Raw genomic sequence first — 18,161 nt, forward strand, 5'->3', positions numbered from 1 at the left:
TACAAAAGATAATAACAAAAAAGACAGCCACATGACGGTGATGGCTGTCCTTTTTAATCATAAGCTTATAATTAAAAATTCAATCTATAATTAGTCAATGCTGTTAACAGCTTTAGCTAAACGGGCAACTTTTCTTGCACAGTTGTTTTTATGATAAACACCTTTGGATGTAGCTTTGCTGATTGTGGAAACAGCATCCTTTAATGCTACTTCTGCAGCTGCCTTATCTTTATTTGCTACTGCTGCTTCAACTTTCTTCATAGAAGTTTTAACTGCAGATTTGATTGCTTTGTTTCTTGCTGCTTTAGTTCTGTTTACTAAAATTCTTTTCTTAGCAGATTTAATGTTAGCCAATTCGTACACCTCCAATTTAATTCGATAAAATATTATTATACTCCTGTCATAGAAACAGACACGGGCGCTCCTATGAACATGCTTATATATATTATCTCAAATAATCTTCCTTGTCAATACATATTTCCATAAAAAAAGCTAAAAATAGATATAAAAGATTGTTATAAGAACGGAGCAAACAGTAACAAATATTGAATGAAGTACGGAGGGAAAAGAGATGTTGGATAATTACGGAATAAGAACAGACCTGGCGCTGGAGGCAACCGAACGGTTTACAGAGGAAAACGTAGAAGTCCGGGGAGTGGAGATCCACGAAGATTATAACGAAGAGAAAGATATCCGTACCACTGTGGTAAAGATCACCACAGAAAACGGTGCCCGAACAATGGGACGGCCCCAGGGAAGCTATATTACGATAGAAGCTCCGGGGCTTTCTGTACATGATGAGGATTATCACAGAGAAATTTCCCTGGAAATCGCCCGTCATTTACAGAATGTGATCAATCTGGAGCGTGAGCTGTCCATTCTGGTAGTAGGTCTGGGAAATTCAGCGATCACAGCCGATTCCCTGGGGCCTCATGTGGTAGAAAATCTTCATATAACGAGACATATGATAAGAGAGTATGGCCTGCAGAGTCTTGGAAAAGAAAAAATGCACCGTATCAGCGGAATTATCCCGGGAGTAATGGCGCAGACAGGGATGGAGACATCTGAAATCATACAGGGAATCGTGGCAGAGACAAAGCCGGACATAGTGATTGCCATTGATGCGCTGGCAGCAAGAAGCACCAGACGCCTGAACCGTACAATTCAGATCACAGATACAGGAATCAACCCGGGTTCCGGTGTAGGCAATCACAGAGTGGGGCTTACAGAAGAAAATCTGCAGGTAAAAGTGATCGGGATCGGAGTACCCACCGTAGTAGATGCGGCAACTATCGTCCATGATTCCATGGCACACCTTCTGGAAGCTCTGGAAGAGGCAGAACAGAAAGAATTTCTGGAAGAAATGATATCTCCTCATCTTCACACCATGTTTGTAACTCCCAAAGATGTGGATGAGACAGTAAAATACCTGAGCTTCACAATCTCAGAAGGACTGAACATGGCGTTTGAGGAAATAGGCGGCTGACCGGAAAATTGTTCCGTCAGTGTGAACAGGGTATAAATGGGAAAACATGGACATAGGATAAGTCAAGAGGTGATCCATGTGACAAACGTTCAGAAAGCGTTCTGCATTCTGCTTAGCATGTGCTTTTTTGCCACTCTGGCAGTATTGCCGGGGACATTTTTTACAGGAGAAAATGTGTACAGGCATCTGCCTCTGTACCGCTTTCTGGAAAAAAGAGCTCATACGAGTTCCTGTGAAGATCTTGAAACCTATAAAAAAATAGCAGGAGAAAACGGAAAATATCTGGGAGAGCGTGCACAGTCCGAACAATTGCTGGCAGAAAAAAACGAATCTGAAGAATTACAGACACCAGAATCTACACCGGTACCGAAAGAAACAGCAATTCCTTCGAAAATAGTAAAATCAGCGAAAATATCAGAGTCAGCGAAAATATCAGAATCAGAACAAACTTCAAAAAAATCAGACAAGACACCTAAACCGAAAAAGATAACTGCGTCACCGGAAAATCATGAAACGGACAAATCACAGAAGCCGCAAGAGTCAGCAGCGCAGAATGACCAAAATATTCAGAACAGCACAGAAACCATTGCTGCTGCAGTTCCTCATCCAATGATTGACCTGTCCCCCGAAAAACTGGCAGATTATAATTATCTTCTGGGACAATTCTATATCGTAGATTCCAACACAGAAGCAGATGCCGTACAGATCAATGCCGAAGATTTTCTGAAACAGGACTTAAAAATCACCAAAGAAACCGATACTCCTCAGATCCTGATCTATCACAGCCATTCTCAGGAAACCTTCGCAGATTCCAGAGAAGGAGAAGAATCCGACACGATTGTAGGAGTAGGAGATTATCTGACACAGCTTCTCACAGAAAACTACAGTTATCAGGTAGTCCATCTCAAAGAGCAGTTCGACATGGCAGGAGGTGAACTGGACCGCAGCGCCGCTTACGATTATGCCCGCGATTATCTGGAACCTTATCTTCAGGAAAACCCGGATATCCAGGTGATCATAGACCTACACCGGGACGGCATCCCCGAAGACCGCCATCTTGTAACAGAAATCAATGGAAAACCCACAGCCCAGATCCTTTTTTACAATGGACTGAGTTATACGACATCCAAAGGTTCCCTGGACTATCTGCCAAATCCCTACATACAGCAAAACCTGGCATTTTCCTTCCAGCTGGAATATCAGGCAGCCCAATACTATCCTCAATTTTACCGGGGAATTTACCTTGCAGGTTACCGTTACAATCTCCACCTCCGTCCCCGCTCCCTTCTTCTGGAAGCCGGAGCCCAGACCAACACTGTTCAGGAAGTAAAAAATGCCATGGAACCATTTGCCGACATCTTAGACAAGGTACTGCAGGGCTGAATTCCAATTACTAGTACATCGTTTTCGAAATAACTATACCACTCACTTGTCTGCGAATCCGATTGCACAGGTCTAAAAGCCTCAGCGTAGCCCGCTACGCCTGCGTTTTTATACCAGCACACTCGAATCCGCATCCTACGCGATTGGTATAGTTATTTACGAAACGATGTACTAGGATGTTTCTGGTTACTGTTCATATCTACTATCCCGCGAGGTGTGTGAACAGTAACAACAGTAACTGTTTCTGTGCGTCCAATGTAGATAAATAGATGACAAACCCTTCCCCCATATGTTATAATACAAAATTAGCAAACCCATCAATTACAGTATATAAGAAAGAACTCAGGAGGGAATTCCTTAATGATAGACCAGAGCAAAATCAGAAATTTCTGTATTATTGCACACATAGACCACGGCAAATCCACTCTTGCCGACCGAATCATCGAAATGACCGGCACTCTGACAGAACGTGAAATGCAGTCACAGGTACTGGATAACATGGAACTCGAAAGAGAACGTGGAATCACCATTAAATCTCAGGCAGTGCGAATCGTATACAAAGCCAAAGACGGCGAAGAATACATCTTCAACCTGATCGACACCCCCGGCCATGTAGACTTCAATTACGAAGTATCCCGAAGCCTTGCAGCCTGCGACGGTGCAATCCTGGTAGTAGATGCAGCTCAGGGAATCGAAGCCCAGACACTGGCAAATGTATATCTTGCCCTTGACCATGACCTGGATGTCCTTCCGGTCATCAACAAAATCGACCTGCCAAGTGCAGAACCGGATCGTGTGGTAAATGAAATCGAAGATGTCATCGGCCTTGAAGCCCATGACGCACCAAGGATTTCTGCCAAAACAGGACTTAATGTAGAAGAAGTCCTGGAACAGATCGTAACAAAGATCCCGGCACCTCATGGCGATGTAGATGCACCATTAAAAGCCCTGATCTTTGACTCCATTTATGATGCATACAAAGGCGTTATCGTATTCTGCCGTGTCATGGATGGCCGTGTGAAAAGAGGCACCCAGATCCATATGATGGCAACTGGCTTCACCACAGAAGTTGTGGAAGTCGGATATTTTGGTGCAGGTCAGTTTATTCCATGTGAGGAACTGACAGCAGGCATGGTAGGATACATCACTGCGAGTATTAAAAACCTTGGTGACACTCGTGTAGGTGATACAGTTACAGATAAGGAAAGACCATGTGCAGAAGCACTTCCGGGCTATAAGAAAGTAAACCCTATGGTATACTGCGGATTATACCCGGCAGACGGTGCCAAATACGGTGATCTGAGAGATGCTCTTGAGAAGCTTCAGCTCAATGATGCCTCTCTGTTCTATGAACCGGAGACATCCGTAGCCCTTGGCTTTGGTTTCCGATGTGGTTTTCTGGGATTGCTCCATCTTGAGATTATTCAGGAGCGTCTGGAAAGAGAATACAACCTTGATCTTGTGACCACAGCTCCCGGTGTTATTTATAAAGTATACAAAACTAACGGCGAAGTTATCAATCTGACAAACCCAAGCAATCTGCCGGATCCATCAGAGATTGAATACATGGAAGAACCAATGGTAAATGCCGAGATCATGGTAACAACTGAATTTATCGGTGCAATTATGGATCTTTGCCAGGAACGAAGAGGGCAGTATCTGGGAATGGATTATATGGAAGAAACACGTGCGCTTCTGAAATATAAGCTGCCGTTAAATGAGATTATCTATGATTTCTTTGATGCCCTCAAATCCCGCTCCAGAGGCTATGCTTCTCTGGATTACGAACTCTGCGGATATGAGCGCAGCGAGCTTGTGAAACTGGATATTCTGGTAAACAAAGAAGAAGTGGATGCTCTTTCCTTTATCGTACATGCAGATACAGCATATGAGAGAGGCCGTAAGATGTGCGAGAAATTAAAAGACGAGATTCCCCGCCAGCTTTTTGAGATTCCGATCCAGGCAGCTGTCGGAAGCAAGATTATTGCCAGAGAGACAGTCAGAGCCATGCGTAAGGATGTACTTGCCAAATGTTACGGCGGTGATATTTCCCGTAAGAAGAAACTTCTGGAGAAACAGAAGGAAGGTAAGAAACGTATGCGTCAGGTAGGCAATGTGGAGATTCCGCAGAAAGCATTTATGAGTGTATTGAAACTGGATGATAAATAAAGTATGAATGGTAACTATTCGGCAGCCTGCTGTCCACATAACTGTGAAGGTACTGAACAGTTATCTGTGAATAGTGCTCATCTCAACAGAAGGTTAAAATATTGAAGAAAATGATTAAGCGAAAAACAGTTATACTATGTATGTTATTGCTTGGAATTTCTGTCTCCGGATGTGGGAAAACCAGGGAGGTAGATGAAGCGTCCTCCAAAGTGATCCAGATCAGTGTTGCGCCGGAAGAGACAAGTCCCACTCCGGCACCGGATCAGGTAGCTTCCGCAGCAGTTACCACCAATGGTAATCTAACAATGGTAAATACGTATCTGGCAGAGCAGGATGCAGCAGGTATCTCATCTGCGGAAAGTTCAGACAGCCAAAGTGATGCCGACAGTACAGATAACAGTGTCGACTCAGCAGATAACAATGAGCAAGACAGCAGTACATCAGATACTGAGGAATAGAAAACAGGTCATAACAGGAGCAGATTACAATGGAGAGAAGGAATATCACAGATTCTCCCATGGAAATCTATATCCACATTCCATTTTGCGTAAAAAAATGTGATTACTGTGATTTCCTTTCCGGTCCGTCAGGTCCAAAGGAGCAGGCTGATTATGTAGATGCTCTGCTTGAAGAAATCAATGCAGCAGAAGAAGGAAAAGGAAGGAGTGTATCCTCTGTATTTATTGGAGGGGGCACTCCTTCTGTTTTGGATGAGAGATTCATAGGAGAAATTTTAAATCATATAAGACGAAAATTTCAGATTGCGGATCATGCTGAGATCACCATAGAAGTAAACCCGGGGACTGCAGACAGAAACAAACTGCAGGCATACAGAACATATGGAATCAACCGCCTGAGCATAGGTTTACAGTCGCCGGATGACAGAGAACTGAAGATCCTTGGAAGAATCCACAATTATGAGCAGTTTCTGGAGACTTACAGAAGTGCAAGAGAGGCAGGGTTCGACAATATCAATATTGATCTGATGAGTGCGATCCCGGATCAGACTTATGAAGGATGGATCCACAATCTTCGCACTGTTGCAGGACTGGATCCGGAACATATTTCCGCATACAGCCTGATCATTGAGGAGGGCACACCTTTTGCATCGCGGACGCTGAATTTGCCGGATGAAGATGCGGAGTACAATATGTATGAGGCAACAGCACAGATTCTGAGAGAATATGGCTTTGAGCAGTATGAGATTTCCAATTACGCAAAGAAAGGCAGAGAATGCAGGCATAACGTGGGCTATTGGATCCGACAGGATTATCTGGGGTTTGGCCTGGGAGCTTCCTCTCTTTATGGAAAGGAACGTTTTGCCAATACACAGGATATGAAAAAATATCTGGAAAACAGCAGAACTCCGGAAAAAATAAGAGAAAAAGAGCCGCCCCTCACCAGAGAGGATGAGATGGCGGAGTTCATGTTTCTGGGACTTCGTATGACCAGAGGAATCGCAAAAGCTGAGTTTGAGCGGCAGTTTGGCAGTGAAATAGATGCAATATACGGGGATGTTCTGAGAAAATATAAGTCAATGGGACTGCTTTTGGAAGAAAACGGAAGGATTTTTCTGAGCAGAGAAGGAATCCATGTAAGCAATTCCGTTATGGCGGATTTTTTGCCGTAAACGCCTTGACGAACAAATGTTCCTGTATTATACTGATGCCATGAGGATTGCGGGGCAGCGAAACTGCGCACAATCCATGAATATCATAACATACGAAAAAGGTGTAACTGTCAAGGTAAGAAACAGTTATTATTTATAAATGAGAAACAGGAGGCCCACAATGGCAGCAGATACAACGAAGAAGCACTTTATCAGGATCAGAGGTGCCAATGTTAATAATCTTAAGAATTTAAGTGTGGATATTCCCAGAGACAAGTTTGTGGTATTTACAGGACTGAGTGGCTCCGGTAAATCTTCACTGGCTTTTGATACCATCTATGCAGAGGGACAGCGCCGTTATATGGAATCTCTCTCTTCCTATGCAAGACAGTTCCTGGGACAGATGGAGAAGCCGGATGTGGAGAGCATCGAAGGTCTGCCGCCGGCCATTTCCATTGATCAGAAATCTACCAACCGCAATCCCCGTTCCACAGTAGGAACAGTGACAGAAATCTATGATTATTTCCGACTTCTGTATGCCAGAGTGGGAATCCCTCATTGTCCGAAGTGCGGAAGAGAGATTAAGAAGCAGACAGTTGACCAGATGGTAGACAGTATCATGTCTTTTCCGGAGAGAACGAAGATCCAGCTTCTGGCGCCTGTTGTGCGGGGGCGCAAGGGAACTCATGCAAAGCTTCTGGAGCAGGCAAAGAGAAGCGGATATGTACGTGTGCAGATTGACGGAAACCTGTATGAGCTTTCCGAGGAGATCAGTCTGGACAAGAATATCAAGCATAATATAGAGATTGTGGTAGACCGTCTGATCGTGAAGCCCGGGATTGAGAAAAGACTCTCAGATTCCATTGAGACAGTGCTGGATCTGGCAGAGGGCCTTCTGATGGTAGATACTATGGATGGAAATATTCACAATTTCAGCCAGAGTTTCTCCTGTCCTGACTGTGGTATCAGTGTAGATGAGATCGAACCGAGAAGCTTTTCTTTCAATAATCCTTTTGGTGCCTGCCCGGATTGTCTGGGACTTGGGTATAAAATGGAATTTGATATTGATCTGATGATCCCGGATAGATCTCTGAGTATCCTGGATGGTGCCATTGTGGTCACAGGATGGCAGTCCTGCACAAATGAGGGAAGCTTTTCCAGGGCAATCCTGGATGCTCTTGCCAGAGAATATGATTTCAGCCTGGCAACACCTTTTGAGGAGTATCCGGAGAAGATACAGGACATTCTGATCAACGGAACTAATGGACATTCTGTAAAGGTTTACTATAAAGGGCAGCGCGGAGAGGGCGTTTACGATGTGGCGTTTCCGGGGCTGATCCGAAATGTGGAGCAGCGTTACAGAGAGACAGGCTCTGATGCCATGAAGCAGGAGTATGAATCTTTCATGCGCATTACTCCGTGCAAAACCTGTAAAGGTCAGAGGCTGAAGAAGGAATCACTGGCTGTGACTGTGGCGGATAAGAATATTTATGAGGTCACCAATCTTTCTATAGAGAAGCTGAAAGCCTTTCTGGCGGATATGCAGCTCTCCGAGCAGCAGCAGCTTATCGGCAGACAGATTCTGAAGGAAATCAGGGCAAGGGTAAGTTTCCTGTCAGATGTAGGACTGGATTATCTTTCATTGGGACGTGCGACAGGAACTCTTTCCGGCGGCGAGGCGCAGAGAATCCGTCTGGCTACCCAGATTGGTTCCGGGCTGGTAGGAGTTGCCTATATTCTGGATGAACCGAGTATCGGACTTCACCAGAGGGATAATGACAGACTTCTTGGTTCTCTGATGAAACTGCGTGATCTTGGAAACAGCCTGATCGTTGTGGAGCATGATGAAGATACCATGCGTGCCGCAGACTGTATTGTAGATATAGGTCCCGGTGCAGGGGAGCATGGCGGACAACTAGTTGCCATGGGAACTGCAGAGGATTTGATGAAGAACGAGGATTCCATCACAGGAGCTTATCTGAGCGGAAAATTAAAAATTCCGGTACCTTTGGAGAGACGGAAGCCAACCGGTTTTCTTACTGTCAAGGGGGCGGCAGAGAATAATCTCAAGAATATCGATGTGAAGATACCTCTTGGGATCATGACCTGTATCACAGGAGTTTCGGGCTCAGGTAAGAGCTCTCTGATCAATGAGATTCTTTATAAACGCCTGGCAAGAGATCTGAACCGGGCAAGAGTGATTCCGGGAAAACATAAGGACATTCTGGGAACAGACCAACTGGATAAGGTTATCAATATTGACCAGTCACCTATTGGCCGTACTCCACGTTCCAATCCTGCGACTTATACCGGGGTATTTGACCAGATCAGAGATCTTTTTGCAGCAACAGCAGATGCCAAGGCAAAAGGATATAAGAAAGGACGATTCAGTTTTAATGTAAAGGGCGGAAGATGTGAGGCATGCAGCGGTGACGGTATTATCAAAATTGAGATGCATTTCCTTCCGGACGTATATGTACCATGCGAGGTCTGCAAAGGTAAGAGATATAACAGAGAAACCCTAGAAGTAAAGTATAAGGATAAGAATATTTACGATGTGCTGAATATGACGGTGGAGGAAGCACTGACTTTTTTTGAGAATGTTCCTTCTATTAAAAGAAAGATACAGACTCTTTATGATGTAGGACTTTCCTATATCCGGTTGGGACAGCCTTCCACAGAGCTTTCCGGAGGAGAGGCACAGAGGATCAAGCTTGCCACAGAGCTGAGCAAGCGCAGCACAGGTAAGACTATCTACATTCTGGATGAGCCTACCACAGGTCTGCATTTTGCGGATGTGCATAAGCTGGTGGAGATTCTGAAACGATTATCGGAGGGCGGTAATACAGTAGTTGTGATCGAGCATAATCTGGATGTGATTAAGACCGCAGATTATATCATTGATATCGGACCGGAGGGCGGAGACAAAGGAGGTACCGTAGTTGCTCAGGGAACTCCTGAGGAGGTGGCACAGTCACCGGTTTCCTATACCGGAAAATATGTAAAGAAATATCTGAAATAATCTTGAAATCATATTGCAGGACTTTCTTTTTAAATGGAAGTTGTATATAATAGAAGAGATTATTTATAGCAATTCTCGTAAATAATATATTTTGATCCGGCTTATCAGGATGTGAAGCCCTGTTGGACTGTTTTGATCGCATTATTTTATGGAGTTGTTATAACTAAACCGGATAAGTCCCCGGTAGAGACTGTAAAAAGTAATGATCAGTTGAAGGGGATGAGGAGAACGTAAGAACAGAAAGGGGATTTCCATGCCGACAAGTGATATTGGAATTGACCTGGGAACCAGGAACAGTCTGGCTTATTCTACAGGAAAGGGGCTTGTGCTAAATGAGCCTTCGATCGTAGTTTATGATAAAAATACAGAGAAGATACGTGCAATCGGTGAAGAAGCCCGTCTGATGGAAGGGCGCATTACTTCAGATATGGAGATCATCCGTCCCATCAGACAGGGCGTGATCGTTGATTATACAGTTACAGAGAAGATGTTGAAATACTTTATATCCAGAGCAATAGGAAGAAGAGCTTTCCGCAAGCCCAGGATCAGTATCTGTGTTCCCAGTGGAATTACAGAGATTGAGAAAAAGGCAGTGGAGGAAGCAACCTATCAGGCTGGTGCCAGAGATGTCTATATGGTGGAGGAACCTATAGCTGCGGCAATCGGAGCCGGGGTGGATGTGACCAAGCCCTTTGGAAATCTGGTCGTAGACATTGGAGCCGGAACTTCGGATGTTGCGGTTATCTCTCTTGCGGGGGTTGTGGTTTCCGCTTCTGTGAAAGTTGCAGGGGACACTTTTAATCAGGCTATACTGAACTATGTGAGAAAGAATCATGGACTTTTTATCGGAGAAGATATGGCAGAGAAGATCAAAATTCAGATTGGTACGGCTATAGAGGAATCAAATCCGAGAACAATGGAAGTAAAGGGGAGAAATGTGATCACCGGTCTGCCGAAGACAGTGACACTTACCTCAGAAGAAATACGTGTGGCGTTAAAGGATGCTACAAGCCAGATTGTGGAGACTGTTCATGGAATTCTGGAAAAGACACCGCCGGAACTGGCTGCGGATATTGTAGACAGAGGAATCGTACTTACAGGCGGCGGTGCCCTTCTTCATGGGATGGATACACTGATCGAGCAGAGAACCGGGGTAAGTACACTGACTGTGCAGGATGCAATGAGCGTGGTCGCAGTGGGAACCGGTAAGTATGCAGAGGTAATGGCACGTTTTGACGGATAAAGCAGGAGGTACTGCACAGTGCAGTGCCTTTTTGCGTTGTCAGAGGCTCAAAGAAGCAGGAGGTGTGGAGAAAAGCACATGAGTGAAACTGTCACAGGATACATAGATCATGTTATTTTCAGAAATGAAGATAACGGATATACAGTTATGGTACTGAAAGGTACAAAAAAAGAGGAAGAGCTGACCTGCGTGGGAAGTTTCCCTGCGATCACACAGGGGGCATCTATTGAAGCAACCGGAGTATATATCCATCATCCGGTATATGGCAAACAGTTTCAGATCAGTTCTTTTACAGAGAAGATGCCGGAGGATACATATGGAATAGAACGTTATCTGGGTTCGGGCGCCATCAGGGGAATCGGTGCTGCACTGGCTGCCAGGATCGTGCGGAAGTTTGGAGATGACACACTCCGTATCGTAGAAGAAGAGCCGGAGCGGCTTGCAGAGGTAAAGGGGATCAGTGAGAAAAAAGCCCGGGAGATCGCTGCGCAGGTAAGTGAGAAGGCAGAGATGCGAAAAGTAATGATCTTTCTGCAGAAATATGGGATTTCCCTGAACCTGGGCGCAAAGATTTATCAGAAATATAAGGAATCTGTCTATACGATCCTTCAGGAGAATCCTTACAGACTTGCGGAAGATATTTCCGGTGTGGGATTTAAGATTGCTGATGAGATTGCTGCCAGAGTCGGTATTCACGCAGACTCAGATTACAGAATCCGCAGCGGAATGCTGTATACTCTTCTGCAGGCTTCGGGAGAAGGACATACTTATCTTCCGAGGGAACAGTTATTTACAAGATGTGCCAGACTTCTGGGAGTAGATGAATCCTATATGGAGAAACATCTTATGGATATGGTTATTGACAGGAAGCTGGTGCTGAAAGAAAAAAGCGGAGAAACTATCGTTTATCCGGCACAGTATTATTATCTGGAACTGAACACTGCCAGGATGCTTAATGAACTGAATATTGTGTGTCCTGAGGATAAAGAGCTTGTCAGGCACAGAATTGAGCTGATCGAGAAAGAGACAGGAACTGTTCTGGATGAAATGCAGAAGAAAGCAATCACTGAAGCAGCGGATCATGGACTCTTTATTCTTACAGGAGGCCCCGGTACAGGTAAAACGACAACGATCAATGCGATCATCCGCTTTTTTGAGGGAGAAGGTGCAGAGATTCGGCTGGCTGCACCTACCGGACGTGCTGCAAAGAGAATGACAGAGACTACCGGATATGAGGCGCAGACAATTCACCGTCTGCTGGAACTGAATGGAATGCCGGAAGAAGAGAGGGACGGGCATTCAGCTAAATTCGAGAGGAATGCGCAGAATCCGCTGGAGGCAGATGTGATCATTATTGATGAAATGTCTATGGTGGATATCCATCTGATGCATTCTCTTCTTCTTGCAGTGGTAGCAGGAACCAGACTGATCCTTGTGGGGGATGAGAATCAGCTTCCGAGTGTAGGCCCGGGCAATGTGCTGAGAGATATTATCCGAAGCAGATGTTTCCATGTAGTGGAACTGACTAAGATATTCAGACAGGCATCAGAGAGTGATATTGTTGTAAATGCTCATAAGATAAATAAGGGAGAACAGGTTCAGATCAATAATAAGAGCAGAGATTTCTTTTTTCTGAAGAGATATGATGCAGATATCATTATAAGAGTAGTGATCGCGCTGATCCAGGAGAAACTGCCGCGCTATGTAGATGCCAAACCCTTTGAGATACAGGTACTGACACCTATGAGAAAGGGACTTCTGGGAGTAGAGCGGCTGAACCAGATCCTGCAGAGATACCTGAATCCGCCGGAAGACGGGAAATCCGAGAGGGCGGTTGGAGACCGGCTGTTCCGCACAGGGGACAAGGTCATGCAGATCAGAAATAATTATCAGATGGAATGGGAAATCCGGGGACGATATGGGGTTGTCATTGAGAAAGGCGTGGGAGTATTTAACGGAGACACCGGAATCCTCAGGGAAATCAATGAATTTGCTGAGACAGCAGAAGTGGAATTTGAGGATGGACGTTTTGCAATGTACTCGTTCAAACAGCTGGAGGAACTGGAACTTGCATATGCTATTACAATCCACAAGTCTCAGGGATCTGAGTATCCGGCAGTCATACTTCCATTGCTTTCCGGACCACAGATGCTTTTAAACAGGAACCTTCTTTATACCGCAGTTACCAGAGCAAGAAAATGTGTGACGGTTGTGGGAAAAGAGGAGACCTTTGCAGAGATGATACGCAATGAAAAACAGCAGAAGAGATACAGTGCACTGGATGAACGGATCAGAGAACTGAGTGAGACTACAGGGGATAATAATACAGATGGTGAAGAATGATATTGCAGACTGTGATCTGATGACTGAATAATAACAGAGAAAAAATTTATTCCGATAATATGAAAAAAACAGAAATACAGAGGATAGCAAAACAAAGAGTAAAATAGTGGAAGGAAATGGAAATGAAACGGTTTCTGAACATGGTTGCTGATATTTTTTACCCGAGATGCTGTCCGGTCTGTCAGAAAATACTGGCAGATCAGCGAAGGATGATCTGTCCGGAATGCGAGAAAGAACTTCGTCCGATTGGTCATCCCAGATGTTATAAATGTGGAAAACCCATAGAAACAGGGGAATACTGCAGAGACTGTCAGAAACACAGGCATATGTATGAACAGGGAAGAGGTATTTTTGTTTATGATGGCATAATGAGAAGATCTGTTACCAGATATAAGTACTATGGATGCAGAGAATACGGTGATTTTTACGCCAGAGCAATGTATCGATATGCACAGAAAGAATTGCGGGAATGGAAGCCGGATCTGATCGTGCCGGTTCCGGTACACAGGTCGAAGGAGCGGCAGAGAGGTTTTAATCAGGCTGCATATCTGGCGGAGAAACTCGGTCATTATACCGGGATTTCCACAGATGTCAATATTGTGCAGAAAGTTTTAAAGACAAAGTCGCAGAAAAAACTGAATGCTTTGCAGAGAAGAAAAAACCTGGAAAAAGCGTTCTGCGTGACCGGAGATGTCAGGGGAAAGAATATCCTGGTGATAGATGATGTGTATACAACAGGAAGTACGATCGATGCAATGGCCGGATGCCTGAAGAGAAAAGGTGCCGGAAATGTTTATTTTCTTACGGTTTGCATAGGCAGGAGATAAGAAAAAACACTTTTCATACATAATGATATATGTTACAATTAATCTGTATGATTATATGAATGATATCAGGTTGTTGCTGAGAACAGAGTGAACAGTAATAGCGGATTATAGCAAAAGGAAAAGCATACAGTAAGGAGTAATTTATGTTAAATGAAGAGAAGATAAAAATCATGAATAAACTTGCCATGTATGAACAGGGGGAAGGAAAGAAATATCTTCCGGTCAGCAGGTACTACCGTAGTGATTATATCGGACTTGCCATGATTAAGAATTTTTTCCTTGTTACGATTGGGTATTGCCTGATTCTGGCCGGTATCGCAGCATATTTTGCTGAATATCTGATAGATAATGTTCATAAGATGAACCTTGTTTCACTGGGCGTGGAAGTTATTCTGGGGTATGTGGCAGTGCTGGTACTGTTTTCTGTCCTGACATATATCCAATATACGGTGAAATACCACAAAGCAAAGAAAAGTGTGAAAAATTATTATGAAGAACTTACACAATTAAGTAAAATCTACGGTCGCGAAGATAAAAAATCTTCAGCCAGAGGAGTTACAGGAGGATATAAAAAATGACAGCATTACTCGAATTAAAACAGCGAATAAAGAATTTATACAGCCAGTATGAGATTTATATCCTGCCTGTCTTACGTTTCGTTCTGGCAATGGTTTATTTCATATGGATCAATACCAATATGGGATATATGAAGCAGATCGATAATATATTTATTGTTCTGATCCTTGCACTGATCTGTTCCATTCTTCCTTCAGGTGTAATGATTTTTGTAGGATTTGCCCTGATGGTCGCACATGGTTATGCACTGGGGATAGAAGTTGCAGGTTTTATGCTTGTGCTGATCCTGTTTATGGCAATTCTCTTCCTGAGATTCAGTTCAGACAATAATTTAGTACTTGTATTTACACCGCTTTCCTTTGGGTTCAGTGTTCCGACGCTTCTTCCTATCGGAAGCGGACTTTTGTGCAATGCGTTTTCTGCACTTCCTGCAGGCTGCGGAGTGATTATTTACTATTTTATCCGTTTTATACGTGTACAGCATAAACTTCTGGAAAACCCGGATGTTGCCATAGCTGACAAATTAAAACTTCTGACAGATGGAATCGTGCAGAACTGGGGAATGTGGATCACAGTGATTGCCTTTATCGCAGTGATTCTGCTGGTGAATCTGATACGTACCCGCTCTTTTGACTATGCATGGAGAATTGCCATTATTGCAGGTGGAGTTGTGTATGTTCTGATGATTATTGCAGGTGGATTTTATTTTAGACTGGATATTGATGTTGTTACGCTGATCATTTATACAGTGATCTCTGTGGTGATAGGATTACTTCTTGAATTCTTTGTATTTGGTGGTGACTATACCCGTACCGAGAGACTGGAATATGAGGATGATGAATATTATTATTATGTAAAAGCAGTGCCGAAAGCCTGTGTCACAACATCTGAAAGAAGTATAAAGAAGATTAACGGAAGTTCTGCAAAGGATGAAAGACCGGCACAGGATAACGTTGTTTCTTATGCGAATCCTATTTTTCATGGTGATGAGAAAGCAGTGACGACAGATGAGGCTGCAGCACCTGTAGAGAGAAAGAAAGATATTGACAGCGTGGATTTTGAGAAGAAACTGGAAGAATCATTAAAAAATCTGTAAAAAGCAGTTTCCGGTAACGATGAGACATACGAGCCAAAATTCCATTGCCGCAGGCAATCTGGAATGAATTTTGGCTACGTTACTGTGAACGGAGTGAACAGTAACACAAAATCCACTGAAAACATTTTCAACGATAAGATATATAAAAATGATAAGGAAAGGAGAGCCATATGCAGGATTTTTCAGGAAATTTGATAGAAACATTATCAAGACTGGCATTTCCTAAGATTGGGATTATAGATATCATACAGATTGCACTGATCGCTTTTTTTGTATATCAGTTCATGGTATGGATCAAATATACTCATGCATATACACTTCTGAAAGGAATACTGGTCGTTCTCCTCTTCATTCTGATCGCGTATATTTTCAGGATGAATACGATTCTGTGGATTTTTTCAAATCTGGCAAGTACACTGATCGTAGGTGTGATCGTTATTTTTCAGCCGGAGCTCAGAAAAGTTCTGGAACAGCTTGGACAAAAGCGAATCATGGCTTCACTGATACCTTTTGATGCAGGTAAAGAGGTGAAGGAAAGATTTACGGATAAAACCATCAGTGAGCTGGTCAAAGCATGTTTTGATATGGGAGAAGTTAAGACCGGAGCACTGATCGTAATTGAGCAGAATGAGCTGCTGACCGATTATATAAGAACAGGTATTAATCTGGATGCAATCCTTACCAGTCAGCTTCTGATCAATATATTTGAACATAACACACCACTTCATGACGGAGCTGTTATTGTAAGAGAGAACAGGATTGTGGCTGCAACATGCTATCTTCCACTGTCTGATAATATGGAACTGAGCAAACAGCTTGGAACGCGGCACAGGGCAGGTGTGGGGATCAGTGAGCAGACAGATTCTGTTACGATCATTGTATCAGAGGAAACCGGTCAGGTATCTGTAGCGCAGGGAGGAAAGCTGACCAGAAGTGTAAACAGTGCAAAACTCAGAGAAATCCTGGTCAGAGCGCAGAATAAGCAGGTTGTAGACAACAGCAAACTTCGCCATTTACTGAAAGGAAGAGTGAAGCATGAAGAAGCGAAAAATAACAGATAATATACCTCTGAAAATCATGTCTGTCGCAATAGCTGTTGTGCTATGGCTGATCGTTGTAAACATAGATAATCCGACAGGAACCAATTACTATACGCTCAATGATGTGGAACTGATCAACAAGGAATATGTGGAATCTTCAGATACCATCGGTAAGATGTGTATGCCGGAACAGAACCAGGATTCCATAAAAGTTGCGATCACTGCAACCAAGAAGATCAGAGACAAGATCAAAGTCACAGACATCTCTGCGGTAGCTGATCTTCAGCAGGCGGTAAGCCTGGATACAAATCCGGTTATGGTTCCTATTACCGTTACCTGTTCTGTACCGGGGGTATCTCCCAGTGATATCAAAGTTACTCCTCAGAATCTCAGTGTAAATCTTGATGAAAAAGAGACACAGGAGTTTGTGGTAAATGTCAGCAGAGGTGATACGAAACCGGGCAAAGATTATGAAGTAGGAAGTCTGACTGCCAGTCCGGAGAAAGTAAGGATTACAGGCCCGAAGACGCTGATCAATAAAATAGATAAGGTAAATGCTTCCATTGAACTGGATGGGAATACAGAGGATTTTACACAGGATGTAAACCTTACGATCATTGATAAGAATCAGGAGGTACTTACCGATTCTGAAATGAATTCATTGCGGATTGAGAATAATGCAAAAGTAACAGTGACTGCAAAATTATGGAAAATCCGTCAGGGAGTGCAGATATCTGCAGATTATGTAGGGACACCGGCTGAAGGATATCAGGTTGGGGCTGTGAGAACAGTGCCGGATACGATCAGTGTAGCAGGCAGTGCAGAAGGTCTTGAAAGTCTTGCGGATAATAATAATGTGATCACTATACCGGAAGACAGTATTGATATTTCCGGTGAATCCGAAGATGTGGAGAAAAAAATCAGTCTTACGAATCTTCTGCCGGACAATGTGAAACTTACCAGTGACTCCAGTGAAGATGTATGGGTGACTGTAAGTATTCTTCCGGCCGGAAGCAGAGAGTTTGAATTTCCGACTAAGAATATAGAGGTTAAGAATAAACCGAAAGATCTGCAGGTAACATTTGAGACTGCGCAGATAGAAGTGCGAATCAAATCAGATAACAAAGATCTGGATGATCTGAATAATGACAAAGACATTAAGGCATCTATAGATCTGGATGGCAAAAAAGAAGGAAGTTATGAAGTCCCGGTTGAGATAGTCTTGCCGGATGGTTATGAGACAGTGGAAGATGTGACTACGGAAGTAGTGATTTCATCAGGGACTGCTGTTGATGACAGTAAGGAAAACAAGGAATAAAAGAATTCTCCACTTACAGAAGGGGTAGTAACAATATAAGAGGAACAGT

At 43.6% G+C, this 18,161-nt stretch carries 14 protein-coding genes; 13 read left to right on the plus strand and 1 reads right to left on the minus strand.

Translation table 11 applies throughout. From position 1 onward, the window contains the following. Positions 1 to 90: 90 nt before the first annotated feature. Positions 91 to 354, minus strand: coding sequence for a 30S ribosomal protein S20 (gene rpsT / locus ACESZG_RS06380; protein ID WP_020993497.1), 264 nt, complete (start codon positions 352 to 354; stop codon positions 91 to 93). Positions 355 to 571: 217 nt separating this feature from the next. Here rpsT and gpr point away from each other — a divergent pair, with 217 nt between their 5' ends. The 13 genes from gpr (at position 572) to ACESZG_RS06445 (ending at position 18,112) form a co-directional block, all read left to right on the plus strand. Next, positions 572 to 1,486 (plus strand): GPR endopeptidase, encoded by a 915-nt coding sequence (gene gpr, locus ACESZG_RS06385; protein ID WP_022380109.1) that lies wholly within the window; start codon positions 572 to 574, stop codon positions 1,484 to 1,486. Positions 1,487 to 1,564: 78 nt separating this feature from the next. Further along, positions 1,565 to 2,869: a stage II sporulation protein P gene (locus ACESZG_RS06390; RefSeq protein ID WP_243101536.1), complete on the plus strand. Its 1,305-nt coding sequence runs from the start codon at positions 1,565 to 1,567 to the stop codon at positions 2,867 to 2,869. A 360-nt stretch (positions 2,870 to 3,229) separates the two neighbouring features. Then, complete coding sequence (gene lepA / locus ACESZG_RS06395; protein WP_022380111.1) at positions 3,230 to 5,038, plus strand: translation elongation factor 4; 1,809 nt, start codon at positions 3,230 to 3,232, stop codon at positions 5,036 to 5,038. A gap of 101 nt (positions 5,039 to 5,139) precedes the next feature. Continuing rightward, positions 5,140 to 5,496, plus strand: coding sequence for a hypothetical protein (locus ACESZG_RS06400; RefSeq protein WP_025578510.1), 357 nt, complete (start codon positions 5,140 to 5,142; stop codon positions 5,494 to 5,496). A gap of 29 nt (positions 5,497 to 5,525) precedes the next feature. After that, positions 5,526 to 6,668, plus strand: coding sequence for a radical SAM family heme chaperone HemW (gene hemW / locus ACESZG_RS06405; protein WP_373217788.1), 1,143 nt, complete (start codon positions 5,526 to 5,528; stop codon positions 6,666 to 6,668). A 160-nt stretch (positions 6,669 to 6,828) separates the two neighbouring features. After that, entirely contained in the window at positions 6,829 to 9,669 is a 2,841-nt protein-coding gene (gene uvrA, locus ACESZG_RS06410) for an excinuclease ABC subunit UvrA (RefSeq protein WP_022380114.1), read from the plus strand. 253 nt (positions 9,670 to 9,922) lie between these two features. Then, entirely contained in the window at positions 9,923 to 10,912 is a 990-nt protein-coding gene (locus ACESZG_RS06415) for a rod shape-determining protein (RefSeq protein WP_008706145.1), read from the plus strand. A 78-nt stretch (positions 10,913 to 10,990) separates the two neighbouring features. Continuing rightward, positions 10,991 to 13,255, plus strand: a complete 2,265-nt coding sequence (locus ACESZG_RS06420) for an ATP-dependent RecD-like DNA helicase (protein WP_008706143.1) — start codon at positions 10,991 to 10,993, stop codon at positions 13,253 to 13,255. Between the two features lie 122 nt (positions 13,256 to 13,377). Beyond that, positions 13,378 to 14,082, plus strand: a complete 705-nt coding sequence (locus ACESZG_RS06425) for a ComF family protein (protein WP_008706142.1) — start codon at positions 13,378 to 13,380, stop codon at positions 14,080 to 14,082. A gap of 143 nt (positions 14,083 to 14,225) precedes the next feature. Beyond that, positions 14,226 to 14,660 carry a hypothetical protein gene (locus tag ACESZG_RS06430; protein WP_008706141.1) on the plus strand — a complete coding sequence of 145 codons (435 nt, stop codon included), beginning with the start codon at positions 14,226 to 14,228 and terminating at the stop codon, positions 14,658 to 14,660. Then, positions 14,657 to 15,754 carry a hypothetical protein gene (locus ACESZG_RS06435; RefSeq protein WP_008706140.1) on the plus strand — a complete coding sequence of 366 codons (1,098 nt, stop codon included), beginning with the start codon at positions 14,657 to 14,659 and terminating at the stop codon, positions 15,752 to 15,754. Before ACESZG_RS06430 ends, ACESZG_RS06435 begins: the two co-directional genes overlap by 4 nt. A gap of 170 nt (positions 15,755 to 15,924) precedes the next feature. Continuing rightward, on the plus strand, positions 15,925 to 16,815 hold the full coding sequence (gene cdaA / locus ACESZG_RS06440; RefSeq protein ID WP_022380116.1) for a diadenylate cyclase CdaA: 891 nt from the start codon (positions 15,925 to 15,927) through the stop codon (positions 16,813 to 16,815). Next, the gene (locus tag ACESZG_RS06445; protein ID WP_008706136.1) at positions 16,790 to 18,112 is read left to right on the plus strand and encodes a YbbR-like domain-containing protein; all 1,323 of its coding nucleotides are present in this window, start codon (positions 16,790 to 16,792) and stop codon (positions 18,110 to 18,112) included. Before cdaA ends, ACESZG_RS06445 begins: the two co-directional genes overlap by 26 nt. Positions 18,113 to 18,161 lie beyond the last annotated feature (49 nt).

Source organism: Blautia sp. Marseille-P2398 (assembly GCF_964240315.1).
GTDB classification, from domain to species: Bacteria; Bacillota; Clostridia; order Lachnospirales; family Lachnospiraceae; genus Blautia_A; species Blautia_A wexlerae.

Bases quoted from the DNA above. Each gene is read 5' to 3' on its own strand.
- hemW (WP_373217788.1), top strand. From the start codon at position 5,526: ATGGAGAGAAGGAATATCACAGATTCTCCCATGGAAATCTATATCCAC.
- uvrA (WP_022380114.1), top strand. From the start codon at position 6,829: ATGGCAGCAGATACAACGAAGAAGCACTTTATCAGGATCAGAGGTGCC.
- ACESZG_RS06445 (WP_008706136.1), top strand. From the start codon at position 16,790: ATGAAGAAGCGAAAAATAACAGATAATATACCTCTGAAAATCATGTCT.
- ACESZG_RS06415 (WP_008706145.1), top strand. From the start codon at position 9,923: ATGCCGACAAGTGATATTGGAATTGACCTGGGAACCAGGAACAGTCTG.
- ACESZG_RS06430 (WP_008706141.1), top strand. From the start codon at position 14,226: ATGTTAAATGAAGAGAAGATAAAAATCATGAATAAACTTGCCATGTAT.
- cdaA (WP_022380116.1), top strand. From the start codon at position 15,925: ATGCAGGATTTTTCAGGAAATTTGATAGAAACATTATCAAGACTGGCA.
- ACESZG_RS06420 (WP_008706143.1), top strand. From the start codon at position 10,991: ATGAGTGAAACTGTCACAGGATACATAGATCATGTTATTTTCAGAAAT.
- lepA (WP_022380111.1), top strand. From the start codon at position 3,230: ATGATAGACCAGAGCAAAATCAGAAATTTCTGTATTATTGCACACATA.
- ACESZG_RS06435 (WP_008706140.1), top strand. From the start codon at position 14,657: ATGACAGCATTACTCGAATTAAAACAGCGAATAAAGAATTTATACAGC.
- ACESZG_RS06425 (WP_008706142.1), top strand. From the start codon at position 13,378: ATGAAACGGTTTCTGAACATGGTTGCTGATATTTTTTACCCGAGATGC.
- gpr (WP_022380109.1), top strand. From the start codon at position 572: ATGTTGGATAATTACGGAATAAGAACAGACCTGGCGCTGGAGGCAACC.